The sequence below is a fragment of the Streptomyces sp. NPDC045899 genome (genome assembly GCF_056431485.1).
In genome coordinates, this window is sequence record NZ_JBWKKP010000026.1 from 59593 (window position 1) to 85105 (window position 25513).

A 25513-nucleotide genomic window follows, 5' to 3' on the forward strand; every position below is an offset into this window, starting at 1 on the left:
AAACACCGTACGCATGACTGAAATTTGCGTACTTCAATTGCGCGAGAAAAAGGGCACGCCAAACGGCCGAATGCCATCTACCTCAGTTGAGGTAGACGAATTCGGCCGTTTCGTATGGGTTATGTCCGATTTGCGGGGGTGGTTCAGGGCGCACGAGGGCCGGGGAGGGGCCCGTGGGGCGGTGCGGAGGTGCCCTGGAGCGGTCCGGGAGAGCCCTGGACGAGGGCGTGAAAAAGCCCGGCCGGAGTACCGGCCGGGCTTGTTGTCGCAGGTCAGCGACGGGTCAACCGGTCAAGACGGCTCGACCGGCCAGAAGGGGTCAATCGGTCAGGCGGTAGGCGTAGCCGGGTACGAAGACACCGGCGCCCGCGGCACAGCCGTCCGCCTGGCCCGGATGCTTCACCCAGAGGAAGGCATCGACGCCGGGCATCCCGGTGGCGGTCGTGGGCGCCGCGCCCAGCTTGCGGCCCGGGGGGTCGCAGAACCGGTGCTGACGGGTGGGCCCGGCCCCGTTGCGGCTGGTGTCGACCACCATCCCCTGCCCGGGGCGGCCCAGGTCCTTCAGGACGGACCGGCCGTAGCGCACCTCGTCACGGGTCTCGTTGAAGTTGGAGACGTTGAGGGCTATGCCGTCCCCGTAGCGGTCCGCACCGGCGTGCCGGAGCCGCTCGGCCATGGTGCGGGCGGGCTGCCAGCCGGAGTTTCCGGCGTCGTAGTAGACCCGGGCCCGCGGGGCCCGCCGCTCCAGCACCCGGCCCGCGTAGGAGAGGGCCTGGAACCGCTCCGCCCGCTGCTTGCGCTTGAGACAGCCCATATGCGCGAGCGCGTCCGGTTCGAGGATCACCAGGGCGGGGGCGTCGCCGATCCCCCTGGTGAAGGCGTCCATCCAGCGCTGGTAGGCCGCCGCGTCCCCGATCCCGCCGGAGCTCAGCTGCTCGCAGTCGCGCAGCGGAATGCTGTAGGCGACCAGGACCGGCAGCCGCCGCTCGGCCGCCGCCCGCTGGACCAGGCCGCGGATCCGCTCCTCGACCAGGGACTCGTTGGTCTCGGTGTACCAGGCGGCCTGGGGCTGGGCGGCTATGTGTCTGCTGATGGCCGCCGCCCGCCGGTCCCGCGGATGGTCGCGCACCCACTTTGCGGCCGCGTTGTGCGGGTCGGTGTAGAAGCGGGCGGTCGCCGGGAAGTACGGCCTGGCCACCGGCAGTGACCGCTGCGGCCGGCCGTCGGGGGCGGCGGACCAGGGCGTGAGCAGCGACTGCATGATGGCCGCGGCCATCGCCGCCTCCACCACCAGCACCATCACGGCGAGCTGCACCATGCCCCGGACCGTCCACCTGGATCTGCGCCGGCGCGTCGCCGGGCGGTCTCCGCCGGCCCGGCCGCGTATCGTCACGGGCATCGCTCTGCCCGCCGGTCAGCCGTTGTGGGAGTTGTTGTGCGGGGGCCTGCGGCGGCTGATCAGCACCACCGCCAGCACCGCGAGCACCACCAGCGCTCCGGCCACCACCCCTATCGTGACCAGGGCGGACGCATCGTCGGACGACTCCTCCGAGGCGGCCGGCTTGGTCCGTGGACGGTCCGCGGCGGCGGAGAGGTCGCTGGAGGTGGGCGGCGCGGCCCGGTCCGCCAGTGCCTTGGCCGGGGCGATCTGCCCGAAGCCGTAGCGCGGGTCATGACCCGCCGAACCCTTGCGGTCGGCGGTGTCGATCAGCTTCTGGACCACCTGGCGGGAGTTCCAGCGGGGGTGCTCCGAACGCAGCAGGGCGGCTCCGGCCGCCACCCAGGGGGCCGCGTACCCGGTGCCGTCACCGGTCCAGTAGTCGTTGTTACGGGCCGTGGTCAGGATGGCGACCCCGGGCGCCGCCAGCGTCAGCTTCCCGCCGCGGTGGGAGGAGGTCCACACCGCGCCCTTCTTGTCGGTGGCCACCACGGCGACCACCCCGGGCAGCGAAGCGGGGTAGGTGGGACGGTTGCCGTCCTTGCCGTTGTCGCCCGCCCCGGCCACCACCACGGCGTCATGGGCGATGGCGTACTTCACCGCGGACCGGATCGCGGGGTCCGGGCGCTTGAAGGAGGCGGCCACGTCGATGATCCGCACTCCATGGCTCGCGGCATACCGGATGGCCTTCGCGGTGGCGTCGGCCTGGGGTTTTCCATCGCGGTAGACACCCAGCGGCATCACCCGTGCCTCGGGGGCGAGCCCGGACATCCCGTCGCCCCGGTAGTTCCGGCCGGTTCCCACGATGATTCCGGCGGCATGCGTGCTCTGCTCCGTCGCACGGCCGTCGTCGCGGTTGCCGAAACCGCTGGCCCCGTCCGCGAAATCCTTTCCGCGGACGATACGGCCGCGCAGATCCGGATGGGCCGCGTCTACTCCGGTGCCGATGACCGCCACGGTCACCCCGGCCCCCTTGCTGATTTTCCAGGCGCGCTCCGCCTTGAGCGCGGTCAGCGCCCATTCGGAATCGAGGAGCGTTCCGGAGTCGGATTCACTTGCCGCGGCCGGCGTGGCCATAGCGAGCGTCATCAGCACGATGAACGCTCCGGCCCGGCCGGCGAATCGATGGCGTGACATCACGTGACCTGACATTACGTCACCTACTCTCGTCGCACGGGACGCAAGGCCGTCGGGCCCATTTCATCTTGGACATCCCCCGGGGGTACTGACACCCGCGGGAGAGGGAAGAGCCGGTCCCTTCTTTGGGGGACCGCCACGGAAGGCCCGAGGACCCGCACTCCCCAATACGGGGGAGAAGGGGGGTCCGCCGAAGGTGTAGCACCCGCTCCCCCGACCGCGGGTACTACCTCCCCTTCGGGTGACGCACTCTGGGACTCACTGGCCGAAGCCTCCTGTCGAGGGAGTCGCGATGCAGCGTTTCCGAACGTTCAGCGAGCGCACCAGCGAGCCGGACGAACGGGCGGAGGTCACCGTCCGGAGGCGGACCGGAATGTTCTCGCGAACCCTCTCGCTGCGGAACACGGCGGTGGGCCTGTCCGGCCTCGCCCTACGTTTCGCCGTCGTCGGCGGGGGCGGCGTCCTGGTGAACACCGCGGTCCTCTATCTGCTCTACCACTGGGCCGGACTCCCGCTGCTCGCGGCGTCGTCGATCGCGGTGGAACTCGCGGTGGTCCACAACTATCTGCTGAACGACCGGTGGACCTTCGCGGCCCGGTCCCGGTCCGCCAGACGATTCATCAAATTCAATGTGTCCGTACTGGGCGGACTCGCGGTCAACGTGCTCATCGTCTGGTCGCTGGTCCGTTCGGGAATGCATCTCCTGCTGGCGAATTGCATCGGAATCGGCACCGCGTTTGCGGTCAATTTCGCCACCAGTACGGGCTGGGTCTGGGGGAGGCGGAGCCGATGATAGTCGCGTTCATCTATTTCGTGCTGGTGTCGGTCTCGATCCTGCTCACGGCGCAGTCGGCCCACGTCCTTTATCTCATGCTCTACACCTGGGACCGGGCGGACGCCGAACGGAGGGCCCGGGCGCCGGAGTCGTTCCTGCCGCCCCACCTCTCCTTCAGCGTCCTGCTGCCCGCCCGGCACGAGGAGGACGTCATCCAGAGCACCATCGAGCGCGTGGTGCGGGCCGACTATCCGTCCGAGCTGCTGGAAGTCTTCGTGATCTGCTCGGAGGACGACACCGGCACGGTGGAGAAGGCCGAGGAGAAGATCGAGGAGCTGGGCCGCGAGGGGCTGCACAACGTGCGGGTCGTGGTCTTCGGCGACAAGCCGATCAACAAGCCGCACGGGCTGAACGCGGCCCTTCCGCACACCACCAAGGACGTGGTGACGATCTTCGACGCGGAAGACGACATCCACCCGAAGATCTTCAGCCTGGTCAACACGGTGATGGTCCAGGAGCAGGTCAGGGTGGTCCAGGCCGGGGTCCAGCTGATGAACTACCAGTCCAACTGGTACTCGACGCTGAACGTCCTGGAGTACTTCTTCTGGTTCAAGAGCCGGCTGCACTACCACGCGCACTACGGCTCGATCCCGCTCGGCGGCAACACCGTCTTCTTCGCCCGTGAGCTGCTGATGCGGCTCGGCGGCTGGGACGACCGCAACCTCACCGAGGACGCCGACATGGGGCTGCGGATCTCGGCCATGGGCGAGAAGGTGCGCGTGGTCTACGACGACCGGTACGTGACCAAGGAGGAGACCCCGCCGACCCTCGGTCACTTCATCCGGCAGCGCACCCGCTGGAGCCAGGGGTTCATGCAGACCCTGAAGAAGGGCACCTGGAAGGAGATGCCCACGCGCAAACAGCGCTGGCTCGCCTTCTACGTCCTGGCCTTCCCGCGCGGACAGGCGCTGCTGGGGCTGTATCTGCCGCTGTCGCTGGGGATGATCCTGATCCTCAAGGTGCCGGTCCTGATCGCGCTGTTCTCGTATCTGCCCGTCCTGCTGCTGGCCGCGCACTTCCTGGTCCAGGTGGTCGGTCTGTACGAGTTCACCGGAGCGCACGGGCTCGAGGCCTCGCCGAAGGCCGTCGTACGGATGGCCATCGCGTGGTTCCCCTTCCAGATGGTGCTGGCCTACGCCGCGCTGCGCGCCATGCGGCGCCAGATGCTCGGCCGCCACGACTGGGAGAAGACGCAGCACGTGGGCGCCCACCGGGCGCCGACCGAGGAGGCGGAGTCGCGTGTCGGATAACACCAGGCCCCCGCAGCCGGTCGCGGTCGGCGACGCTCCCCAGCGTCCGCCGCGGCGCCGCCGCCCCCGTTTCTCGGTGGAGCGCGGCTGGTTCCCCCCGCTGGGCAGCAAGGGCCGGGCCGCCCTGGTCTTCTCGCTGCTCACCGGGGTCCTCACCCACGGCTACCACCTGTTCCGCTATCCGCTGTACCTCACCGACGAGGGCATCTACATGCAGCGGGCGTGGTCACTGGTGCGGGAGACCAGCCTGTCCCCGTACACCTACGACTACGACCACGCCCCTATGGGCTGGATCACCCTGGCCGGCTGGGTCTTCCCGCTGCCGAGCCAGTTCGAGACCTTCGGGAACGCGATCAACACCGGTCGCTTCCTGATGCTGCTGGTGCACGTCGCGAGCGTGTACCTGCTGTTCGAGGTCACCCGGCGGCTGTCCGGCAGTGTGCTGGCCGCGACCGTGGCGTCGTTCTTCTTCAATGTCTCGCCGCTCGCGGTCTACTTCCAGCGCCAGGTCCTGCTGGACAACCTGATGATGTTCTGGCTGCTGCTCAGCCTGTTCATGCTGCTGCGGCGGGAGACGACCATCAGATCGGTGTTCGGTGGCGGGCTGGCCCTGGGGATCGCGCTGATCACCAAGGAGAACGCGGTCTTCTTCGTCCCCACCTTCATGTATCTGCTGTACCGGCGGATCAAGGGATCGCCCAGCAGCCGGTTCACCAGCACCCTGTGGCCGTTCGCCGCGGCGGCACCGATCGGCGCCTATGTGACCTACGCGCTGCTCAAGAACGAGCTCATGCCGAGCAGTCTCGACTTCGACCTGAACAACCCGCCCGCGGACCACGTCTCGCTGCTCTACACCCTGTGGTGGCAGCTCAACCGCAATCAGGGCACCCTGCTCAGCCACAACGGTCTGCTCCACACCAGCTGGCTGCCACGGGATGGGATTCTGCTGGTCGCCGGACTGATCGCCATGGTGATCTGCCTGTTCTGGGGACTGCGGGACCGCAAGCGCAACCTGGGGTTCCTGATCGCCGGGACGCTGGCCTTCGGCTACAGCTTCTACCTGCTGCGCGGCAGTGTGGTGCTGGACTTCTACATCACCCCGCTGATCCCCATGTTCGCCATGAACATCGGCATGGTCGTGGACCGGATGCTGAAGGCGTCCTATTCCAGCCGGATGCTCCAGCGAGCACATTCCAGTCTGCGGGTCGCATTGCCTTCCCTGGTCGTTGTCATCCTGCTGGCGGCGCCCTCCACCGGATATCTCATGACGGTCAACACGGAAGGCGTCACGCAGATCGCGGACCAGTACCAGTCCAAGCTGAATCTCACCGGGATGCAGCATGCGCAGATCGCCTGGGTACGCAAGAACGTCCCCACCAACGCACGTATCGTCATGGACGACGACCTCTGGGGCGAATTGCATGACGTACGTCCGTTCTATCCGTACGCGCATTCCCACTGGAACGCGTCCTCGGACCCCGATCTACGGGACAAGCTTTTCAAGAAGAAATGGCAGAACATCGACTACATCATCATGTCGAACAAGATGCGCAAATCCATCCTGGCAAACAACGCGGACGGCCGGGAGAACTGGATACTGCAAGCACTGCGGAATTCCGACCGGGTCTGGTCGGACACCCAGGGCGACATCAAGCTCGAAATCTACCGTGTGCAATAGCCATGGGAAGAGGAGGTGAAGGCCATGCCTGAGTACGACGACGACTGGGATGTTCCGGAGGACAGGGATGTTCCCGAGAACGAGGGAAACACCCCCGACCGGAATCGGGACAAGAAGAAGATCACCTGGAAGACGGTCCTGCTCGCTCTCGTGGTCTTCGCGATCGTCGGATCGCTCGTCCAGGTCATCGCGCGCGGCGGCTTCGGAGGCGCCCTGAACACCACCGGCAGCGGGGGCGGCGGCTCCGCGAAGAAGGAGCGGCCCGAGCAGGAGGTGCGGCCGCCGAAGCAGCCCAAGACCATCCGGCTGGGCAACCAGCGCATCCCGCAGTCCTCCGGCCCGATCATCGTGATCAACCCGGGCCTGGTGACGCCGGGCAGCAAGGCGGCGGTCGAGGGCGGTGGCTTCGACAAGAAGGCCACGGTGGACATCCTGCTGAAGTCCCGGAAGTCGGACACCAAGGGCCGTCCCATCGGCAGCGTCAAGACGGACCGCTACGGCTCGATCTACGCCCGGTTCACCCTGCCCGAGTCCGCGGGCACCCGGCCCACCACCCTCGTCGCCCAGCAGCGCGGCAGCACCAAGGCCGCCGAGGCCCAGGTGGTGACCGGTGGCGCGGTGGGCTCCGCCAAGATCAACAAGATGGTGGGGCGGCCGGGCGACGTGGTGTCGGTCAGCGCCCACGGCTTCCGCCCCGGTGAGTCGATCGACGTGTTCTGGGGACGCACCACCGGCACCCCGGTGACCACCCTGCACACCGACAGCGGCGGCAGTGTGGGCCGCGCGGACATCAAGGTGGGCGTGGCGCCGACCGGCTCCAGCACCCTGGTCCTGGTGGGCAAGCGCAGCAAGACGACGGCCACCGCGCCGTTCCAGATGCTGGCGATGTACCCCTCGATCAAGTCCTCGCCGTACGCGCTCAAGGCCGGTCAGCGGCTGACGCTGTCCGCCAAGAAGTTCGCGCCCGGTGAGCGGGTGCTGGTCTACATCAACTCCACCGGCGGCCTCCCCGCGTTCACCGCCCAGGCGAACGACATGGGGCAGATCCGCGATGTGGCGTTCAATGTGCCGTTCGGCCTCAAAGGACGGCAGACCCTGATGGCGATCGGCGACCAGAGCCGGGCCGTGGTCCGCTCGGGCTTCACGGTGCTGCCGTACTCCCCGTCCGCGGAGCCCAGCGCCTTCGGCGGCAGGGCGGGCACCACGCTCAGCTTCTACGTCGCGGGCTTCGCCCCGGGCGAGACGGTGAACGCGTACGCCGGATCGGCCGCGAACAGCCAGCGGAAGATCGGGACCTTCCAGGTCGACAGCCGCGGCAAGGCGTCGGCGGTGGGTTCGTACAAGATCACCGCGGCGGACGAGAACGGTGTGTCCTTCCAGCTCATCGGCCAGAAGAGCGGCGGCGTGGCGAAAGCCAGCATCAACATGTCGTCCGGCCAGGGCCAGGGGCACTAGGGACGGGAACGACACCCGAACGAGAACGTGGGCCGGGGCCGGGCGGCCGGTGGGGGGCGTGGCCCACGTTCGGGAAAGCGGTCGTGTGAGGGCCGCGGGACGGCTCGTCGACGGGCCGAGAGTGCCGTAGATGTACCATGCGTCCTGGAGTGTCCTATGAGTATTATTTTCGGCCCGAACTCGCGAAGAGTCCTGCAATTCCTGACCCATATCGAGGACCTCTCTCCGGAGGAAATCGATCGGGTGGCCGACCTGTGGAAACAGACCTCCAGCCAGACCCGCGCCGAGGGGTGGGCAGAGGTCCACCGCACCACGACCGATGTGGAGCGGTACCGGATCCTCGTGGCCGCCTCGGTGGCCCGCCGGGCCGCCCTGGACGCGGCGCAGCACCACCACCGGCACGACTGGGCCTTCTGGGCCGCGGTGTGGGACGCCGCGGCGGCGGTCGCCGTATGCGACCGCATCGGGAGCCACTACAACGTGCTGGTCGCGCCGCTGGCCGCGGTCATGCCGTCACTGTCGCACTGCCGCCGTGACGAACTCAGCGCCGGCGAACTCCAGGGTGCCGTCCTCAAGGGAGGTGGGTAGCGATGGGCGACAACCGGATCGACGTGGTGGTGGCCGATGACGACCCGGCCGTCCGGGAGGCACTCGCGGATCTCATCGACTCCCACCCGGAGCTGGAACTCGTCGGGCTGGCCATCGACCACGAGCAGGCCGTGCGCGCGGCGGTCGAACACCGCCCCAAGGTCGTGATCATGGACGTCCATATGCCCAAGGGCGACGCCCCGGGCAGTGTCCGCGCCATCCGCGACCAGGTCCCCGGCGCCCGGGTGGTCGCACTGTCCGCCCACGGCGACCGGGAGACCGTGCTCAACATGCTCGCCGTCGGGGCCAGCGGCTACCTGGTCAAGGGCACTCCGGCCGAGGAGATCCTGGAAGCGATCACCCGGGCCGCGCGCGACCAGTTCAGCATGTCCGCCGACCTGCTGACCGACTTCGCCGAACCGATGCGCCGCGCCGACCGCGCCTCCTGGCGCTTCGAGGACCTGGTGGGCAGCCGCCTGGAGGAGTCCTACCTCGAACTGCTCGGCCACGCCCCCTGCGGGGTCCTGGTCCTCGGCTCCCGGGGCCGGATCGAGTTCGCCAACGCCCACGTCCGGCACATGTTCGGCTACAGCTCGGCCGAGCTGCGCGACAAGCGGTTGCGGGACCTGGTCCCGGAACGCTTCCGGGCCGCCTCCGAACAGCTGATCGGCCGGGTCGTCACCGCGCCGTCGGCGATGTCGGGGCGCCGCCGGGACGGCAGCGAATTCGCCGCCCAGTTCAGCGGCGGCCACCTCCAGGGCAAACGGCCCCGCTGCGTCGTCTTCGTCTCCGATCTCAGCCAGCTGCGGGCCGCGGAGAGCCGGTTCCGCCAGCTCATCGAGTCCTCCCCGGACGCGATGGTGATCGTGGACTCCGCCGGGCGGATCCAGGCCGCCAACCACCGCACCGAGAGCCTCTTCGGCTACGACCGCGACCATCTGATCGGCCGCGCGGTCGAGGCGCTCCTCCCCGACCAGCCGCTCACCATCTCGCTGCGCGAATGGGACGACACCGTGGAGCAGCCGCTCGGCCACAGCATGGAGCTGGTGGGCCGGCGCAGCGACGCCAAGCAGTTCCCGGCCGACATCAGCATCAGCCCGCTGCGCACCGAGGAGGGGCTGCTGACCGTCCTCACCATCCGGGACATCACCGAGGTGCAGCGCGCCCAGTTCGTCCTGGAGCGCAGCCTGGAGCTGCTGGAGGTCACCGACCGCGACCGCCAGGCACTGCTCAGTCATCTGGTGCACGCCCAGGAGGCCGAGCGGGGGCGGATCGCCGCCGACATCCACGACGACACCATCCAGGTGATCACCGCGGCCAGTCTCCGGCTCCAGCAGCTGCGCCGCCGGCTGCGGGACCCGGAGGAGCAGCGGGTGATGGAGAAGCTGGACGAGACCCTCAAGCTCTCGCTCAGCAGGCTGCGGCAGCTGATCTTCGACCTCCGTCCCTCCAGCCTGGAGCACGGCTGTCTGGCCGGTGCGCTGCGCGGCCTGCTGGAGCAGATACGCAACGAGACCGGCCTGACCTACCGGCTGGAGGACCGGCTCACGGTCAAACCGCCCCCGGAGACCATGGCGCTGATCTACCGGACGGCGCAGGAAGCCCTGATGAACGTGCGCAAGCACGCGCGGGCGAAGACCGTCCACGTCCAGCTGCTCGGGCTCGACGAGGGCTGTCTGGTGCGGATCGTCGACGACGGCGAGGGCTACAACCCGCTGGAGGTGGAGTCCCGCCCCGGCCACCTGGGCCTCTCCCTGATCCAGGAGCGGGCGCAGATCGCGGGCGGCTGGTGCCGTATCGAGAGTGCGCCGGGCTCGGGCACCACGGTGGAGTTCTGGGTTCCGCTCGGTGAGGTACGGCCACCCGCCCTCGACGCGCTGGGTCCCCCGGAAGGGGACGTACAGCCGTGACCGCACCCGCGGAACTGACCAAGGTACTGATCGTCGAGGACCACCGGGTGGTCGCCGAGGGGTTGTGGGCCCTGCTCGCCGAGTACTCGGACCTGACGGTGGTCGGCTGGGCGGACTCGGTCGCCGAGACCGTTCCCATGGCCAAGGAGCTGGCGCCCGATGTGGCGCTGGTCGACTTCCGGCTGCCCGACGGCACCGGCGCCGACGCGGCCGCCAGCATCCGGGCCCACGACCAGTCCACCGCCATCGTGATCCTCAGCGCCGACGCCAGCGATTCGGCGCTGCTGGCCGCGGTGGAGGCGGGGGCCTGCGGCTATCTGCTGAAGTCGGCCAGCGGTGACGAGATCGCCGGGGCCATCCGCTCGGCCGCCGAGGGCGAGACCCTCATCCCGGCCAGCACCCTGGTGGAGGTGCTGGCCCGGCACCGTGAGACCGCCCGGTCCTCCGCCGAGCAGACCGAGCGGCTGGAGTCCCTGACCAAGCGCGAGCAGGAGATCCTCACGCTGATGAGCCAGGGGCTGGACAACCGGGCGGTGGCGGATCACCTGAGCATCAGCTACGCCACCGTGCGCACCCATGTGCGCAAGATCCTGGAGAAGCTGGAGGCGCGCTCCCAGCTGGAGGCCGTCGCCAAGGCCGCGGATTTCGGCTTCAAGCCCGCTCAGCCCGACCGGCCCGCGTAGCCGACCCGGCCAGGTGGGCCGGCCGGGCCAGGGCCCGCACGGCTCGGGCGGCCCGTACGGCCCGGCCGACCGGCCCTGCGGACCTCCACCGGATGGGGCGGTTCCGCCGAGAGTCCGAATGGGGGACAAAGTCCCCCTTCAGGTGGAATTCCGAACACACCGAACCGGGTTCCCTCCTCGTGCGAATCCTTATGCGGATCCGACAGCCGCCGGAACCGGGCCTCGTCCCCCGTCCGCCCCGATGGTCACGGCCTCCCCGGCGACCGAGACCGTCCCGTCCCCCGGGCAGGTGAGCCAAGTGGCGCTTCGCGTTCTCATCGCCGATGACCATGCGGTGGTCCGCCAGGGCCTGCGCATGATCCTCGGGCTCGACAACGACATCAAGGTGGTCGGTGAGACGACCAACGGCCGCGAGGCCGTACGGCTGGCCAGGGAGCTGTGCCCCGACGTCGTCCTGATGGACCTGCTGATGCCCGTGATGGACGGGGTCTCGGCCACCGCGGAGATCCGCCAGGACCTCCCCGAGGTCGAGGTGGTCGCACTGACCAGCTCCCTGGACGACGCCATGGTCATGGGCGCGGTACGGGCCGGGGCCATCGGATTCCTGCTGAAGAACGCCGAGGCCGACGACCTCAGGAACGCGGTGAAGGCCGCCGCGGTGGGCCAGATCCATGTCTCCCCCGCCGCGATCTCCCGGCTGATGGGCCAGGTCAGGGACCCCAGCGGTCCGGAACAGCTCACCGAGCGGGAGACCGAGGTGCTGACCATGCTCGCCCGCGGCAAGGCCAACAAGGAGATCGCCCGCGATCTGCGGATCGGCCAGCAGACGGTGAAGACCTACGTCAGCCACATCCTGACCAAGCTGGGCATGCACAGCCGGACCCAGGCCGCGGTCTACGCGGTGCAGTCGGGCCTGGTTCCGGCCGGTGAGATCAACCCGCCCGAGGAAGTGGAAGCCACGACGACGAGGGAGCAGTGGTGGTCGGCGTGATCGGCGGATACGGCACACGGATCGGACGGCGGCGCCGCGCCGGCGCGGCGCTCGCCGAGGTCACCGAGCACCTGCTGGCGGGCGAGAGCGGTGACGCGGTGCTGGGCCTGATCGCCCGCGGGCTGCGCGAGGCACTGGGCGTCGATATGGCCCGGGTGATGGTGCTGGAGCCCGGTGACGTTCTCGCGGTGCGCGTCACCGAGGGCGCCCCGGGCGTCACCCCGCGCGGTCCGCTCACCCCCGGCGGCTCCGCCCCCGCGCGCCAGGCCATCCGCGCCGGGCGGTCCACCCTGTCCGGCGGTGAGCGGCGGCCGCCCCGGTACCGCCGGGTCCCCCACGACCCGGCCCTCACCTCGGTACTGGACGCGCCGCTGATCGTGCGCGGCCAGCCGGTGGGGGTCATCGAGCTGGCCAGCCGCCCCGGCGGACGGTGGCTGACCCGGGCCGACGTACGGACCGTCGAACGGTTCGCGCCGACCGCCGGACACGCGGTCGCCCGGATCCGCCACCGCGACCATCTGCGCCGGCTGGCCTCGGCCGCCGCCGGACACGGCACGGTACGGCGCACCCTGGACACCCTGGCCGCCGGCGCCGTGGCCCGGACCGGCGCCGCGAGCTGCACCGTCTACCTGCTGGAGCCGGGTCCGGGGGCGACACTGCGGATGGCGGGCGGCGGCCACGGCCACACCCCGCCCTCCCGCCGCCCCGCGCTGGAGGCGATCGCCGGGTCCGCGCCCGTGATCCACTCCGGCAGCGGCGGTCCGGCCGGTGACGGACCCGCCCGGGGCGTAGTGGCCGCCTGGCCGCTGCTGCGCGAGGGCACCGCGATCGGGGCGATGTGCTGCCACTTCCCCGCGGGCCGCGCCCCGGCCGACGCCGACCTCACCGTCCTGGAGGTGATCGCCGGACACGCGGTGTGCGCGGTGGAACGGGACCGGCTGTGCTCGGCCGTCCATGAGAAGGCGGTGCGCCAGGAGCGGCAGCGGATCTCCCGCGAACTGCACGACTCGGTCTCCCAGGCGCTCTACGGCATCGCGCTCGGCGCCCGGACCGCCCGGGAGCTGCTGGAACGCGATCTCGCGGGCCCGGTGGGACCGTCCGGACTCGCCCAGCTCGCCGAACCGGTCGAGTACATCCGGCGGCTCGCGGACGTCGCCATCGCCGAGACCCGGACGCTGCTGTGCGCCCTGCGGCCCGAGTCGCTGGAGGCCGAGGGGCTGGTCACCGCGCTCACCCGGCACCTGGAGGCGCTGCGGGACCGGTACGGCATCGCGGCCGAGGCCCGGCTCGGGGACGAACCGGAGACCTCGCCCGAGGCCAAGCACGCGCTGTTCCGGATCGCCCAGGAGTCGCTGCACAACGTCGCCAAGCACTCCCGGGCCCGGAAGGTCACCCTCCATCTGCTCAGCGGTCCCGGCACCGTGACGTTGACGGTCGCCGACGACGGAGTCGGCTTCGACTGCCAGGGCTCCTTCCCCGGCCATCTGGGGCTGCTCTCCATGCGGGAGCGGGCCCGTGAGGTCGGCGGCACCCTGAACGTGGACAGCCGGCCGGGCCAGGGCAGCCGGATCCGGGCCACCGTCCCGACCGGTCCCTGAGCACGGGCCCCTGACGACATATGAGACATTCTGTCCATGCAGCTGACCGTGCCGGACCGCACGCCGGACGCCGGGCTCGGCGCCGCCCACGCGGCCGTCGAGGAGGGCCTGTTGAAGGCCACCCAGAGCGACGTACCGTTCATCACCGATGCCGCGCGGCGGCTGTTGCGCTCACCCGCCCCGCGGCTGCGGCCGCTGCTGGTGCTGCTGGCCGCGCGGTTCGGCGATCCGGACGCCCCCGGGGTGGTGCCCGCGGCGGTCGTCGTCGAACTGACCCACCGGGCCACGCACTGTCATGACGAGGTGCGGGACGAGGCGGGCGTACGCCGCCGGGGACCCGGCGCCGCCGTCCGCCCCGCCCCCGACGCCCACTGGGACAACACGGTGGCCGTCCTCACCGGTGACGTCCTCTTCGCCCGCGCCTCGCATCTGCTCGCGGGACTGGGGCCACAGGCCGTACGGCTCCAGGCCGAGGCGTTCAAACAGCTGGTCACCGGACAGATCCTGGAGACGGCCGGGCCACCGGAGGGCTGTGATCCGGTCGCCCACCACCTGGCGGTGCTGACCGGGCGGTGCGGTGCGCTCACCGCGGTCTCCGGCCGGCTCGGCGCGCTGACCTCCGGGGCCGGTCCGGCCGTCGCCGACGCCCTCGCCCGGTACGGCGAACGGCTCGGCGTCGCCCGCCGCCTGGCCGCCGAGGCGGACCTGACCCCGGCCGCGCTCGCCCCGGGGCGCCGTCCCACCCTCCCCCTCGTGCTGCTGCGTTCACGGGACGCGGCGGGCGCGGGCGGGGACGCGGACCGGGAGCTGTACCGGTGGCTCACCGCGGAACCCGGCGGACGCGACCCGGACCCGGCCGCACCGGTCCGGCTGCGCTCCCATCCGGTCCTGGCCGAGACCCGCCGGGAAGCGGCCCGGCAGGCGGACGCGGCCCGCGCGGCGCTGTCACCGCTCCCCGACGGCCCGGCGAAGTCGGCGCTGGAGGAGCTCTGCCGGCCGGCGGTCCGGCTCAGCACCGGAAGAACCTGCCGGCCCGTGAGACCGGCGGACCACCACCCCGGAGGACTGACCTGACCACCACGGGACGCGTCGGCCGTGCCCCCCGCGCCACCGCCGTTCGGCAACCGCGCCGCGGGCGGGTCACGACGGCCGTTCACCGCGCAGCAGCGCCTCGCCGAAGCGGCGCAGCCGGGTCAGGGCGGCCGGGTCCAGCGGCTCCCGGCGCCGTACCAGCGCCCGCCTGATCTCGCGTTGCCCGCCCGCCGTACCGCACCGGCAGCCACCGACGCCCGCGGACCGGGCCCTTCGTCGCCTCACAGCGAGGAAACCCACCGGACGCGCACCAGAATTCCACCGCGCTCCGGGTCACCGCCACGGCGTCCAGGCGTTCTGGCTGATCACCAGCATCGACTGGAGCTGCACCCCGGCGGCGAAGGCGCGGTCCGGATCCGGCGGGGTGGCGCACAGCCGCTCCCACAGCGCGTCCAGCCACCCCTGCGCACCGTCGTCGGTCAGCGCGGCGACCGCGAGGGGCGCGGCGAAGGCGGGTGACCAGCCCGCTCCGTAGCACGTGCCGTCGAGCCGGTAGCCGCAGCCGATCCGGTCCGGATCACCGCCGGTCGCCGTCCGCGCCCACCGGCTGATCCGGCGCGCGGCCTCCTCCGAGCGGGGATCGCCGCCGAGGGCCGCGTCGGTGCCGAGGCGCCAGGGGACGCGGCAGGCGTTCCAGTGGTAGTCGCCGTCGTGCGGGCTCTCCAGGACCCGCGAGGGTGCGGGGCGGGGGCGGCCGGTGGTGGTGTCCACGACGAAGTCGGGGAGCAGCCCGGTCTCCGGGGCGTACTGCCGCTGGAGGGTGCCGGTCAGCGTGAGCTGCGCGTCCAGCACCGCGTCCCAGAAGGGGTCACCGGTGGCCGCCCGGAACGCCCTGAAGTGGCCCGGCATCCCGTCGGACGTCCGGGACACCGCGTCCCAGTCACCGCAGGACCAGTCGCCCAGTTTCATCAGCCGCGTGACGGGGTGCACCTCGCGGTCCTCGACCGCCTGGATGCGCCGCAGCGCGAGCTCGGTGTAGTCCCCGCCCCACTGGCACCCGGCGAGCAACAGCCCATAGGTGATGTCGAGGTCCCCGTCGGTCGCCGAGTCCGTCCCGCCGACATCCCGTCCGCGGTCGTCCTGCTGGGCGGCGTGCAGTTCCGGATCGTTGACGGAGGGGTGGGCGCGCACATGCCGGAGGATGCCGTCGAAGACGGTCCGGGCCCCGGGGTCGGCGCCCGCCATCAGGGCGGTGATGACCAGGCCGTACCCCTGGGCCTCGGCGACGTACGGATGGGCGGCGTCGGGGGTGTGGACCGCGTACCGGTCCTCCTCGCCGCCGATCCCGCGCCGGACGAAACACGCCTTCCACCGCAGGTAGTGGTCGAGGACCCGGCGGTCGGCCGCTCCGGGGTCCCCGGAGGGCCGCAGGGTGCCCGGCGGGTAGGGACGGGCATGAGAGCCGAAGGGGACGGCGGCGCCGGCGCCGCGTCCCGCCGTCACGATCGGCCCGTCACCACGGTCCGCGCCGTCATCGCAGCCGGCGATGGCGGGTGCGGCGCGACCAGCCCAGCACCGAGAGGACCAGGTCCACCACAAGCACCAGCACGCCGATGACCAGCAGATAGCCCAGCCCCGGCACCGTGGTGCCGATGATCCCGAGCGCCATGGCCACGATCACGAAGAACAGGAACAGGGCCACGGCGCGGGGTCTCCTCGGATCAGCGGCGGGCGGGCCGTGCGTCAGCGGCGGGCGAGCCGCCGTTCACCGGCGGCGGCCTGGTAGGGCTTGCCGTAGTACTGGAAGATCGTCCCCTCCTGCTCCGCGGGCAGGATGTCGTCCGTCCCGATGGACGGTGCCTTCCTCACCAGCGACCGGTCGTACGAGACCTTGACGTACCCCGGACCGACGATCGCGTCGTCGACGGGGACGAACACCAGCTTGTGACGGGTGGGCACACCGGTGCGGACGGTGGCCATGGACGGTTCGTCGTTGGTCGTGGCCACGTAGATCGCCTCGAGCGAGCCGATCTTGCGGCCCTGGTCGTCGACGACGGCGCGGTCGCGCCACTCACGGATATCTGCTGGCTGGATCATGACTCATCACCCTCTGACCTCTGTGCTTCAAGGCTGCCTCGCCTTTCCGCGGGACGCCACGCCATCCACCCACAAGGGGGTACACCGGACGGGGGCACCTCCGTGAACGCCGTGGGGGGGGGGGGGGGGGGGGGGGGGGGGGGGCCCCAACCCCCCCCCCCCCCCCCCCCCCTCTTTCCCCCCCCCCCCCCCCCCCCCCCCCCCCCCCCCCCCCCACGACATTCCCACCACACAACCGACAGTGGCTTCGGTGCCGCTCCTGGCGGCTATTCGGCGAGCATCCCGCGGCGCAGTCGGGTGAGCGCCTTGGTGAGCAGACGGGACACATGCATCTGGGAGACACCGAGCTCGGCGCCGATCTCCGACTGGGTCATCTCCTCCCCGAACCGCATCTGGAGGATCCGCCGGTCCCGCTCCCCGAGCTGCTCCACCAGCGGCTTCAGGGCGTGCAGATTCTCGACGACCTCCATGGCGGGATCGAGTTCGCCGATGCGGTCGGCGAAGGTCGTCACCCGGGTGGTGCCGTTCTCATGATCGGCCGGGGCGTCCAGCGAGGTGGTCAGATAGCCGTTGCTGGCCACCAGACCGTCGAGGATCTCCTCTTCGCTGAGCTTCAGGTGCTCGGCCAGCTCGGCGGTGGTCGGTGACCGGTCCAGCCGCTGGAAGAGCTCCTCGTTCGCCTTGGCCAGGTCGATCCGCAGCTCCTGGAGACGGCGCGGCACATGGACCGCCCAGCTGGTGTCCCGGAAGAAGCGCTTGATCTCCCCCACGATGTAGGGGACCGCGAAGGTGGTGAACTCCACCTCGCGCGTCAGGTCGAACCGGTCGATCGCCTTGATCAGGCCGATCGTGCCGACCTGGACGACGTCCTCCATCTCCACCGAGCGGTTGCGGAACCGCCGGGCGGCATAACGGACCAACGACAGATTGAGCTCAATAAGGGTGTTCCGCACGTATTGGTACTCGTGCGTCCCCTCCTCGAGCTCCGTCAGCCGATCCAGGAACGTTTTCGTCAGCGCCCTGGCGTCCTTCGGCGCGACCTTCGACGGGTCCGTCACCGAGGGAAGACCAGTGAGCTCAACTCCACTGTCCTGCTCAGCTTCGGCTGCCGTCATGTCTGACGAGACCACGGGTGCCGTGCCGTTCACGTCGCACTCCCTGTATCGGCTGCATGCATAGGCTGATTGAAGACGCGTGTACCCACCCTCTACACCTTCATTCCTAAAAATCTCAGAGACTCTCCGGACCCGGTGCGCATCCCCGCCACCCGGCCCGCCCCGGACGGGCGGGCTGACAGGCCGTCAGCGCGGAGAGTCCTCCACCGCCCTGGCGGCCCGCGGACACGGCAGCCCGATGGCCTCGAACAGCTCCCGCGCGGACCGCCGCGCCGCGTCGGCGGCCCCGGTGTCGTCCAAGCGGTCGTACGCGTCCCCGAGGGCGAGCAGGGCACGGGCCCGTACCAGCCGCTGGCCGCTCTCCTCCGCCAGCAGCCGCGCCCGCCGCGCCTCGGCCAGCGCCCCCGCCGCGTCACCGAGTCCGAGCAGGACGCGCGCCAGGACCACCCGGGCCTGGCCGAGCGACGCCCGGTGTCCCTCGTCCCCCAGGGCGACCGCCGAGCGGGCGTGGTGCGCTGCCGCCTCCGGCCGCTCCGCGCGGCGGTGCGCCTCGGCCGCCGCGATGTGGACGTCCACCAGCCCGGTGCGATGGCCGGTGCGGCCGACGAGGTACAGCGCCAGCTCCGCGTGCCGGACCGCCTCCTCCGTACGTCCCAGACACGCCTCGGCGTACGCGAGCCCCGAGAGGGCGTCGACCTGGCCGCTGGTGTTCTCGGCCGCCCGGGTCATCAGCAGCGCCTCGATATGCGCGCCGATCGCGTCCTCATAGGCGCCCCGGTCGCTGTGCAGACGGCCGAGCGCCTCATGGGCCATCGCTTCCGCACAGCGGAAGCCGCCCTTCATCGCACCGATCCGGGCGCGCTCCAACAGGGCCGCCGCGGTGTCGAAGCGGGCCCGCTTCAGCTGGATGCGCGCCAGACTCACCAGCGCTATCGACTCCAGGTTGACGTTCCCGGTGGCCGCGGTCAGCGGCAGGGCACGGGTCAGACACTCCTCGGCCGCGTCCAGCTCCCCGAGCGCCAGCAGCGCCGACGCCTCGTCGACCAGTCCCACCGACTCCCCGCGCCGGTCGCCCCGCTCCCGGTCGATCGCGAGCGAGGAGCGGTGCCGGAGCAGGGCCGTTGCGGGCTCGCCGAGCTGCCGGAGCGCGACGCCCACGCCGCGCAGCGCGTGTGCCTCCCCGGTCCGCCAGTCCGCCGACCGGGCCAGGGCCCGCGCCTGTTCGTAGTGGTGCCTGGCCTCCTCCAGCCACCCCATCCGCCGGCGGGCGTGTCCCAGTGACAGCTGCATGGCGGCCTGGCCCGGCGCGTTGTGCCGGGCGCGGGCGGCACCGAGGGCCAGTTCGGCCAGCCGCACCCACTCCGCGAGCGGTCTGCCGTGGTGCAGCAGATCGGTCAGGGCGTCCATCAGCAGCCAGGCCATACACGGCGGACCGTTCTCCGCCGCATGGGCGACGGCCGCCGTGATGTCGTCCCACACGGTGTCCACCCAGGTCAGAGCCTCCGAGGGGCTGTCGAAGCTCTCCGCGACCACTCCGGTGGACACCTGTTCGTACGGCAGCGAGAGCTCATGGAGCCCGTTGGCCCGGGCCGCGTTCCCCACCGAGCGCAAGTAGTACTCGAACAGCCGCATGACCGCCGCATGGCGGTCCTCCGCGCCGTCCTCCTCCGCCGAGCGCTCGACCGCGAACTCCGTCAGCAGGTCATGGCAGACGAACCGGTCGGCGGCGGTCTCATGGACGAGATGCACACGGACGGTGGCGTCCAGCAGGTCCCGGGCCGCCCGGCGCGGGACGTCCGCCAGGGTCGCGGCGACGGCCGTGGTCAGCCCGCCGCTCGGCGCCAGCCCCAGCAGCCGGAACAGCCGCCGCGCCGCGGGCGTCAGCGCCCGGTAGGTGAGCGCGAACGCGGCCCGGACCGCCGCGTGCTCGTCCCCGGGGATGGACAGCCGGTCCAGCCGTCCGCGTTCGGTCAGCTCCCGGACGTAGTCGCCCACGGTGTGGTGCGGCTGGTCGGCGAGTTGCGCCCCGGCCACCGTCAGGGCGAGCGGCAGCCGGCCGCACAGCTCCACCAGCCCGGCCGCGGCCTCGGGCTCGGCCCGCAGCCGCGCCTCCCCGACCCGCTGGGCGACCAGCTCCAGGGCCTCCTGGTTCCCCAGGGAGTCCAGCGAGAGCCGGCTCGCCCCGTTCACCGCCACCAGCCCCGGGAGCCGGTCCCGACTGGTCATCACCACCAGACAGCCCGGATCACCCGGCAGCAGCGGGCGCACCTGGTCCGGAGAGGCCACATCGTCCAGCACCACCAGGGCCTGGCGGCCCGCCAGCAGCGAGCGGTAGAGCTGGATCTGCGCGTCCAGCTGGTGCGGGATGTGCTCGGGCGCCCGCCCCAGCGCGCCCAGCAACAGCGGCAGCGCCTCCCCGGGCGACATCGGCTCGCTCCTGTCGAACCCCCGCAGATCCAGATGGAGCTGACCGCCGGGGAACCGGTCGGCCGCGCGCCGCGCCCAGTGCACGGCCAGCGACGACTTCCCCGTCCCGGCCGGGCCGACGACCAGCACCACCCGGCTGGGCTCCGCGCTCAGCCGGTCCAGCGCGTCCAGTTCGCGCATGCGGCCGATGAACCGCCCGGTGCTGGGCGGGAGCTGCCGCGGCACCGGCAGCGGGACCTCCGGCGGGGGCGTCGCGGACACCGCTGCGGCGATGTCCCGGACGGCGTCCTCGGCACGACGCGCCCCCTCCGCCCGGACCGCGCCCTCGGCCGGCACCCCGCCCTCGGCCGGCGCCTCGCCCTCGGCCGGCACCCCGCTCCCGGCCGGCACCCCGCTCCCGGCCGGCACCCCGCTCCCGGTCCGGCGCCCCACCGGCGCCGCTCCCGCGGCCGGCTCGCCGCGGAGGATCCGCTGGTGCACCTCCCGCAGCGCCTCGCCGGGCTCCACGCCGAGCTCGTCGACCAGCTGTCCGCGGAAGCTCCGGTACGCCTCCAGCGCCTCCGCCCGACGGCCGCTGTGGTGCAGCGCCCGCATCAACTGGGCGCGCGGGTGCTCCCGCTGCGGCTCCTCCGCGATCAGTCCGTTCAGATCGGCGATGACCTCCTGGTACCGCCCCAGCGCCAGCTTCGCCTCGGCCTGCCCCTCGAGGGCGTCCAGCCGCTGCCCGGCCAGCCGCCGTGCCTCCGCGGAGACCAGGGGACCGCCCCGCACATCGGCGAGCGGACCGCCGCGCCACAGCGCGAGGGCGTCCCGGTACGAGGCCACCGCCTCCGCGAAGTCCCCGAGCCCGGCCGCCCGCTTCGCCCGGTCCACCGACTCCGTGAACTCCTGTGTGTCCAGCGCGCCCGGTTCGACCCGCACCAGATAGCCGGGGCTCCGGGTGACCACGACCTCCGCCCCGGCCGGTCCGCACGCCCGCCGCAACTCCGCCACCAGCGCCCGGACCCGGGCGTCCGCCGAGGCGGGCGGCTCCTCACCCCAGATCCCGTCCTTGAGGCGCTCCACCGACACCGGCCGGCCGGCCTGGACCAGCAGCAGGGACAGCAGCGTGCGTTGCTTCCCGGTCAGCCCGACGGGCCGACCGCGCACCGCCAGTTCGACGGGCCCGAGCAGGCGGAACCGCACCCCGCACTCCGGCACGCTCCGGTCACCCCCTCCCATCCGACCCACCCGCCCCATTCCGCCACCCTAGGGCGCACCCGTCACCGGGCCACAGGGCCGACCCCCGGCCGGACGCGACACGCATCTGCTCCTGAGAAGTTCGACACACCTGTCACGCCTGTGTCACAGCCTGTTGTTTCTCCATTGCGACGATTTCCCGTAGTTGGAAGGATGGCACTGGAAACGACCTTCTTATAGATCGGCAAGGGGAGTCGGATGAAGTTCGACATGGGGGCCCAGACGCTGTCGACCCTTCAGTCGAAGTCGCGCGGGTCGAGTGACGACCTCGGAGCGTTGATTCGTCAACTGGTTCTGGCGGCGGAGCCGCTGGAAGGAAAGTTCAACGGCTCGGGCAAGGCGGCCTTCGACTCGTTCAAGGCGCGTTCGGACGAGATCTCGCAGTCCCTGCACAGCGCGCTGTCCTCGATCCTGGGCGGCCAGTCGGGGATGGACTCGGCCTTCGGCACGGGTGACCAGGAGCAGGGTGACAACGCGCGGACGCAGATGGGCGCGGCCAATTTCGACGCGGCCCGTTTCTCCGGCCGCTGATCCGCGGCACCGACCGCGATTCCTACGAGCTCAACGGGGAGTGAGCACTCATGGCTGCCGGCAATGACCGCCGCTCGTACGACACGGGCGCGTCCGCGGACGCGCAGGGCAACATCCAGGCGGTGATCGCACGTCTGGAAGAGGTGATCACCGCGCGCGACGCCCAGGTGAAGGCGGCGATGGCCGACTTCAGGGCGGATGGCGTGGCGGATGAGTACCACGGCAAGGAGCTGCGCTGGACTCGGTCCTCGCAGGAGGTCAAGAACATCATCCAGCTGCTGAAGACGACGCTGGAGAAGAACGACGGCACCGCGCAGCACACGCTGTCGCGCGCGAAGGCCGCGGTCGACAACATCGGCTGACCGCGGTCATCGGCCGAGCCACCCGACCGTGGGTGGCGCTGACGTGTCCCGGGGGGACTCATGACGGGCTGGGATCTGAAGCCACAGGGCATTTCCGGCGTGCTGAAGACGACGGGCGAGTTCGCGGCGAAGATCGAGAAGCATGCGAAGTCGTACGGGACGCATCTGCAGTCGGCCGCGGAGCACGCGGGCACCATCAGCGCCGACGGCGGCGGCAAGGGCGGGGAGAAGGCCAAGGGGGGTCTGGTCGCCCTGGCCCTCTCCCAGTTCTCCTCGTATGCCACTCCCGATCTGAAGTTCATGGCCGCGCGGGCGGGCAAGTCGCTGAAGGGCGCGATGAACGCCACGACGGAGTACCTCAACGGTGATCTGGAGATGGCCGCCCAGGTCCAGCACAAGGCCCTGCGCGACCCCGATCTGGACCCGAAGAAGCCGGGGATACAGACCAAATGATCAAGCCTGAGGAGATCCCGCAGTACACCGGTGATCTCGAGCTCCTCGAAAAGGCCTGCGGCGGGCTGAAGAAGGACGCGGGCCACATCCGTTCCGTCGGCGCCGATGTCCACACCCATTTCCAGGGCCTGTCCGCCTATTACAAGGCGCCCGAGGCCGAGCAGCTCTTCGCGACGACCAAGCCGGTCAAGGAGCGTGCCCACGACTTCGCCGAGGACCTGGGGAAGGTCTCCACGGCCCTGTCGGAGTACGCCACCGAGATCCGTCCGCTGGTGAAGAAGCTGGATGACCTCAAGACCACCGCCACCACGTTCGTCAACGACCACAAGGACGACGACGACTGGCAGTACGACGAGGACAAGGTCGACGAGCACAACGAGCTGCGCGACGAGATCACCCGGACCGTCGCCGCGTTCTGGGCCGCCGAGCGCACCTGCCACAACAAGATCACCGCGCTGTTCAACGGCGACCAGATGGTCGCCGGGGACGGCTCGGACCGCAAGAACCAGTACGGGTTCAACGCGGACGACATGGAGAAGGCCAAGCTCCCCTGGGGTGACCCGGTCGAGGAGAAGCACCACGCCTGGGAGATCGGCCACTGGGTCAAGTCCTTCGTATGGGACGGCCTGATCGTCGACGGTGTGTGGGGCACCCTCAAGGGTCTTGGCACCCTCGTCGGCTTCGGCGGCTGGGACGCCATGGGCCAGGCGTGGAAGGGGCTTGCCCAGCTCGCCACCGGTCTGGCGATCACCTCCATTCCCGGTGCGGGCACCCTCTTCTGGTCCCTGCCGGACGACAAGCTCCCCTCCTGGCTGCGGGATTCCCGTACGGCCATGAAGGAGACGGGCAAGGCGCTGGTCGCCTGGGACGAATGGGGCAAGAACCCCGGCCGCGCGGCCGGAGCGGTCACCTTCAACGTCGTCACCACCGTCTTCACCGGCGGCGCGGGCGGCGCAGCTTCGGGAGCGGGCAAGGCGGGCGCAGTCGCCAAGACCCTCGCCGCCGCCGGCAAGGCGGGCAGGGTCATCGACCCGATGACCTACATCACCAAGGGCGCGGGCGCGGGTCTGTCGAAGATCGGCGACATCGCCAAGGGGCTGAAGGGGATCGAGTCCATCGACATCCCCGAACTGCCCGACGGTACGGTCCACATCCCCGAGGGCTCCTACCTCACCCCCGACGGCAAGGTCCATCTGCCCGACGGTTCCGGTACGCCCATCCCGGACGACGCGGTCAAGATCCCCAAGGACAGCGTCGCCCTGCCCGACGGCGGCCTGCTGCCCCCGGGCAGCGTCAAACTCCCGGGCGAGGGCGCCCCGCGCTTCATGGACACCGACGGCAACATCTACAAGTCCGACGGCTCCCTCGCCCACGACGCCGCCCATGCCCCGACGGACATCGTGGACCGCCCGGCGGGCTCCGACGTCCCACGGGTCGACTCCCCCACCCGCCAACCCGACCTCGTCGCCGCCGGCGCCCGCCCCCTCGACAACGCGACCCACATCAACCTGGGCGGCGGCCTGGACGACCTCGGCCGCATCGGCGACGACCTGCCGGGCGGACGTGTCGGTGACGACCTCCCCGGTGGCCATGTCGGAAACAACCTCCCCGGCGGCAGGGTGGGCGACAACCTGCCGGGCGGCCACGCGGGCGACAACCTCCCCGGAGGCCACGCCCACGACCACGGCCCGGGCCCATCAGCCAGCCACGAACCGCCGTCCGGCGGACATGGCGACGGTCCGGGTACGGGCACGGGCCACGACGGACCTACCGGCGGGCACGGCGAAGGCCCTGCGGGTGGCCACGGAGAAAATCCGGGAAGCTCCGAGAGTGGCGGGCATGGTCCCGGAGGAAATGGTCCGGACGGACCGACTTCGCCTGACGGGTTCGGTGACGAGAGCCCCGGCGATCCGCATGGATGGGAGCGACCGCACGACGAATCCGGACCCTTCGAGCGCGGTGGTGAGACCGAGCAGAAGATCCGTGAGCAGTTCCGACGCCCGCCCCCGAAGCCGGACGACCTGGACCGCGTCCTGGCCAATCTCGCCGACAATCCTGCTGGACAAGAGATCGCCGACACCATTGCGTCCGGCAGGTTCAACGATGCCGTCGGCTACAAGCAAGTAGTGTCCAGCCTGAGCCACGCGGACAAGATGTCCGGCGGCATCGAGCAGCTCCGGCTCGGCAATCGGCTACACGAGAGCGGCATCCACGACATCTCCTTCGAGGTTAAGGGAGATGTCGAAATCAAGCCGGGGGTGAGGACCGGTAGCGATACCGACCTCGATGTCATGGCCCGCGACGCCGATGGCAACGTCCATGGCTATCAGTTCAAAGAAATCGCGAATCCGAAGAAGGTCGTCAAGAAGATCTTCGAGAACATGAAGCAGTTGGAACATTCGGGCGCCGACGTGAGGACCTTCGTCGTCGACACCAAGGGCACACGGGCCGACCACCTCACCCTCAGAACGGAACAGCGCCTTACAGACGTCTACGGTGAGAAGGGGGTTCAGTTCATCATTCGCGTGGAAGATGGGGTTATTCTCGTCCCGCCCCGCGGTAAGTTCATGCCGGAGGGAACACTGTGATCGCTAGCACTCCTGTAGCCCGATGGACCTGGGGACGGGACGGCCAGGACCGGGACATGATCGTCGCTTGCCTCCACGCAGCGCTGACTGCCCATTCCGTCCTGGC

22 protein-coding genes are annotated in these 25513 nt (G+C 70.8%); 14 read left to right on the top strand and 8 right to left on the bottom strand.

What is annotated here, in order from left to right:
* Positions 1–319: 319 nt before the first annotated feature.
* Positions 320–1318 carry a glycoside hydrolase family 6 protein gene (locus tag AC07FT_RS29895; RefSeq protein WP_479179067.1) on the bottom strand — a complete coding sequence of 333 codons (999 nt, stop codon included), beginning with the start codon at positions 1316–1318 and terminating at the stop codon, positions 320–322.
* A gap of 96 nt (positions 1319–1414) precedes the next feature.
* Positions 1415–2575, bottom strand: a complete 1161-nt coding sequence (locus tag AC07FT_RS29900) for a S8 family serine peptidase (protein WP_479179068.1) — start codon at positions 2573–2575, stop codon at positions 1415–1417.
* A 292-nt stretch (positions 2576–2867) separates the two neighbouring features.
* On the opposite strand from AC07FT_RS29900, the gene AC07FT_RS29905 reads away from it, so the two are divergent.
* The 10 genes from AC07FT_RS29905 (at position 2868) to AC07FT_RS29950 (ending at position 14637) form a co-directional block, all read left to right on the top strand.
* Positions 2868–3368, top strand: a complete 501-nt coding sequence (locus AC07FT_RS29905) for a GtrA family protein (protein WP_254739845.1) — start codon at positions 2868–2870, stop codon at positions 3366–3368.
* A complete protein-coding gene (locus AC07FT_RS29910; RefSeq protein WP_479179069.1) occupies positions 3365–4660 on the top strand; it encodes a glycosyltransferase in 1296 nt (431 codons plus the stop codon). The genes AC07FT_RS29905 and AC07FT_RS29910 overlap by 4 nt, the downstream gene beginning before the upstream one ends.
* The gene (locus AC07FT_RS29915) at positions 4650–6338 is read left to right on the top strand and encodes a glycosyltransferase family 39 protein (protein WP_479179070.1); all 1689 of its coding nucleotides are present in this window, start codon (positions 4650–4652) and stop codon (positions 6336–6338) included. The genes AC07FT_RS29910 and AC07FT_RS29915 overlap by 11 nt, the downstream gene beginning before the upstream one ends.
* Before the next feature lie 24 nt (positions 6339–6362).
* The gene (locus tag AC07FT_RS29920; RefSeq protein WP_479179071.1) at positions 6363–7793 is read left to right on the top strand and encodes a hypothetical protein; all 1431 of its coding nucleotides are present in this window, start codon (positions 6363–6365) and stop codon (positions 7791–7793) included.
* Between the two features lie 156 nt (positions 7794–7949).
* Complete coding sequence (locus tag AC07FT_RS29925; RefSeq protein WP_479179072.1) at positions 7950–8381, top strand: hypothetical protein; 432 nt, start codon at positions 7950–7952, stop codon at positions 8379–8381.
* A 2-nt stretch (positions 8382–8383) separates the two neighbouring features.
* The gene (locus AC07FT_RS29930; RefSeq protein WP_479179074.1) at positions 8384–10291 is read left to right on the top strand and encodes a PAS domain S-box protein; all 1908 of its coding nucleotides are present in this window, start codon (positions 8384–8386) and stop codon (positions 10289–10291) included.
* Complete coding sequence (locus tag AC07FT_RS29935; RefSeq protein WP_471191275.1) at positions 10288–10974, top strand: response regulator; 687 nt, start codon at positions 10288–10290, stop codon at positions 10972–10974. Before AC07FT_RS29930 ends, AC07FT_RS29935 begins: the two co-directional genes overlap by 4 nt.
* A gap of 298 nt (positions 10975–11272) precedes the next feature.
* On the top strand, positions 11273–11965 hold the full coding sequence (locus tag AC07FT_RS29940; protein WP_479179076.1) for a response regulator: 693 nt from the start codon (positions 11273–11275) through the stop codon (positions 11963–11965).
* A complete protein-coding gene (locus tag AC07FT_RS29945) occupies positions 11953–13563 on the top strand; it encodes a sensor histidine kinase (protein WP_479179078.1) in 1611 nt (536 codons plus the stop codon). The genes AC07FT_RS29940 and AC07FT_RS29945 overlap by 13 nt, the downstream gene beginning before the upstream one ends.
* 36 nt (positions 13564–13599) lie before the next feature.
* Positions 13600–14637 carry a polyprenyl synthetase family protein gene (locus AC07FT_RS29950; protein WP_479179080.1) on the top strand — a complete coding sequence of 346 codons (1038 nt, stop codon included), beginning with the start codon at positions 13600–13602 and terminating at the stop codon, positions 14635–14637.
* A 66-nt stretch (positions 14638–14703) separates the two neighbouring features.
* Here the strand turns inward: AC07FT_RS29950 and AC07FT_RS29955 are convergent, their stop codons facing one another.
* The 6 genes from AC07FT_RS29955 to AC07FT_RS29980 form a co-directional block, all read right to left on the bottom strand.
* Entirely contained in the window at positions 14704–14880 is a 177-nt protein-coding gene (locus AC07FT_RS29955; RefSeq protein ID WP_479179082.1) for a hypothetical protein, read from the bottom strand.
* A 48-nt stretch (positions 14881–14928) separates the two neighbouring features.
* The gene (locus tag AC07FT_RS29960; protein WP_479179083.1) at positions 14929–16098 is read right to left on the bottom strand and encodes a glycosyl hydrolase family 8; all 1170 of its coding nucleotides are present in this window, start codon (positions 16096–16098) and stop codon (positions 14929–14931) included.
* Positions 16099–16126: 28 nt separating this feature from the next.
* Positions 16127–16297, bottom strand: coding sequence for a hypothetical protein (locus tag AC07FT_RS29965; protein ID WP_471191292.1), 171 nt, complete (start codon positions 16295–16297; stop codon positions 16127–16129).
* A 41-nt stretch (positions 16298–16338) separates the two neighbouring features.
* Positions 16339–16692 (bottom strand): PRC-barrel domain-containing protein, encoded by a 354-nt coding sequence (locus tag AC07FT_RS29970; protein ID WP_479179085.1) that lies wholly within the window; start codon positions 16690–16692, stop codon positions 16339–16341.
* A gap of 266 nt (positions 16693–16958) precedes the next feature.
* Entirely contained in the window at positions 16959–17807 is an 849-nt protein-coding gene (locus AC07FT_RS29975) for an RNA polymerase sigma factor SigF (RefSeq protein ID WP_479179087.1), read from the bottom strand.
* A 186-nt stretch (positions 17808–17993) separates the two neighbouring features.
* Positions 17994–21473: an AfsR/SARP family transcriptional regulator gene (locus AC07FT_RS29980; RefSeq protein WP_479179089.1), complete on the bottom strand. Its 3480-nt coding sequence runs from the start codon at positions 21471–21473 to the stop codon at positions 17994–17996.
* Positions 21474–21671: 198 nt separating this feature from the next.
* Here AC07FT_RS29980 and AC07FT_RS29985 point away from each other — a divergent pair, with 198 nt between their 5' ends.
* From AC07FT_RS29985 to AC07FT_RS30000, 4 genes are read left to right on the top strand one after another with little or no spacing between them, the layout of a single operon-like run.
* Positions 21672–22004: a hypothetical protein gene (locus AC07FT_RS29985; protein ID WP_254739873.1), complete on the top strand. Its 333-nt coding sequence runs from the start codon at positions 21672–21674 to the stop codon at positions 22002–22004.
* A 50-nt stretch (positions 22005–22054) separates the two neighbouring features.
* Positions 22055–22366: a pore-forming ESAT-6 family protein gene (locus AC07FT_RS29990; RefSeq protein ID WP_254739875.1), complete on the top strand. Its 312-nt coding sequence runs from the start codon at positions 22055–22057 to the stop codon at positions 22364–22366.
* Positions 22367–22426: 60 nt separating this feature from the next.
* A complete protein-coding gene (locus AC07FT_RS29995) occupies positions 22427–22819 on the top strand; it encodes a DUF6507 family protein (protein WP_471191304.1) in 393 nt (130 codons plus the stop codon).
* A complete protein-coding gene (locus AC07FT_RS30000) occupies positions 22816–25407 on the top strand; it encodes an ICP22 family protein (protein ID WP_479179091.1) in 2592 nt (863 codons plus the stop codon). The genes AC07FT_RS29995 and AC07FT_RS30000 overlap by 4 nt, the downstream gene beginning before the upstream one ends.
* The last annotated feature ends 106 nt before the right edge of the window (positions 25408–25513 follow it).

Bases quoted from the DNA above. Each gene is read 5' to 3' on its own strand.
- AC07FT_RS29895 (WP_479179067.1), bottom strand. From the start codon at position 1,318: ATGGTGCAGCTCGCCGTGATGGTGCTGGTGGTGGAGGCGGCGATGGCC.
- AC07FT_RS29900 (WP_479179068.1), bottom strand. From the start codon at position 2,575: ATGTCACGCCATCGATTCGCCGGCCGGGCCGGAGCGTTCATCGTGCTG.
- AC07FT_RS29905 (WP_254739845.1), top strand. From the start codon at position 2,868: ATGCAGCGTTTCCGAACGTTCAGCGAGCGCACCAGCGAGCCGGACGAA.
- AC07FT_RS29910 (WP_479179069.1), top strand. From the start codon at position 3,365: ATGATAGTCGCGTTCATCTATTTCGTGCTGGTGTCGGTCTCGATCCTG.
- AC07FT_RS29920 (WP_479179071.1), top strand. From the start codon at position 6,363: ATGCCTGAGTACGACGACGACTGGGATGTTCCGGAGGACAGGGATGTT.
- AC07FT_RS29925 (WP_479179072.1), top strand. From the start codon at position 7,950: ATGAGTATTATTTTCGGCCCGAACTCGCGAAGAGTCCTGCAATTCCTG.
- AC07FT_RS29930 (WP_479179074.1), top strand. From the start codon at position 8,384: ATGGGCGACAACCGGATCGACGTGGTGGTGGCCGATGACGACCCGGCC.
- AC07FT_RS29950 (WP_479179080.1), top strand. From the start codon at position 13,600: ATGCAGCTGACCGTGCCGGACCGCACGCCGGACGCCGGGCTCGGCGCC.
- AC07FT_RS29970 (WP_479179085.1), bottom strand. From the start codon at position 16,692: ATGATCCAGCCAGCAGATATCCGTGAGTGGCGCGACCGCGCCGTCGTC.
- AC07FT_RS29975 (WP_479179087.1), bottom strand. From the start codon at position 17,807: ATGACGGCAGCCGAAGCTGAGCAGGACAGTGGAGTTGAGCTCACTGGT.
- AC07FT_RS29980 (WP_479179089.1), bottom strand. From the start codon at position 21,473: ATGGGGCGGGTGGGTCGGATGGGAGGGGGTGACCGGAGCGTGCCGGAG.
- AC07FT_RS29985 (WP_254739873.1), top strand. From the start codon at position 21,672: ATGAAGTTCGACATGGGGGCCCAGACGCTGTCGACCCTTCAGTCGAAG.
- AC07FT_RS29990 (WP_254739875.1), top strand. From the start codon at position 22,055: ATGGCTGCCGGCAATGACCGCCGCTCGTACGACACGGGCGCGTCCGCG.
- AC07FT_RS29995 (WP_471191304.1), top strand. From the start codon at position 22,427: ATGACGGGCTGGGATCTGAAGCCACAGGGCATTTCCGGCGTGCTGAAG.
- AC07FT_RS30000 (WP_479179091.1), top strand. From the start codon at position 22,816: ATGATCAAGCCTGAGGAGATCCCGCAGTACACCGGTGATCTCGAGCTC.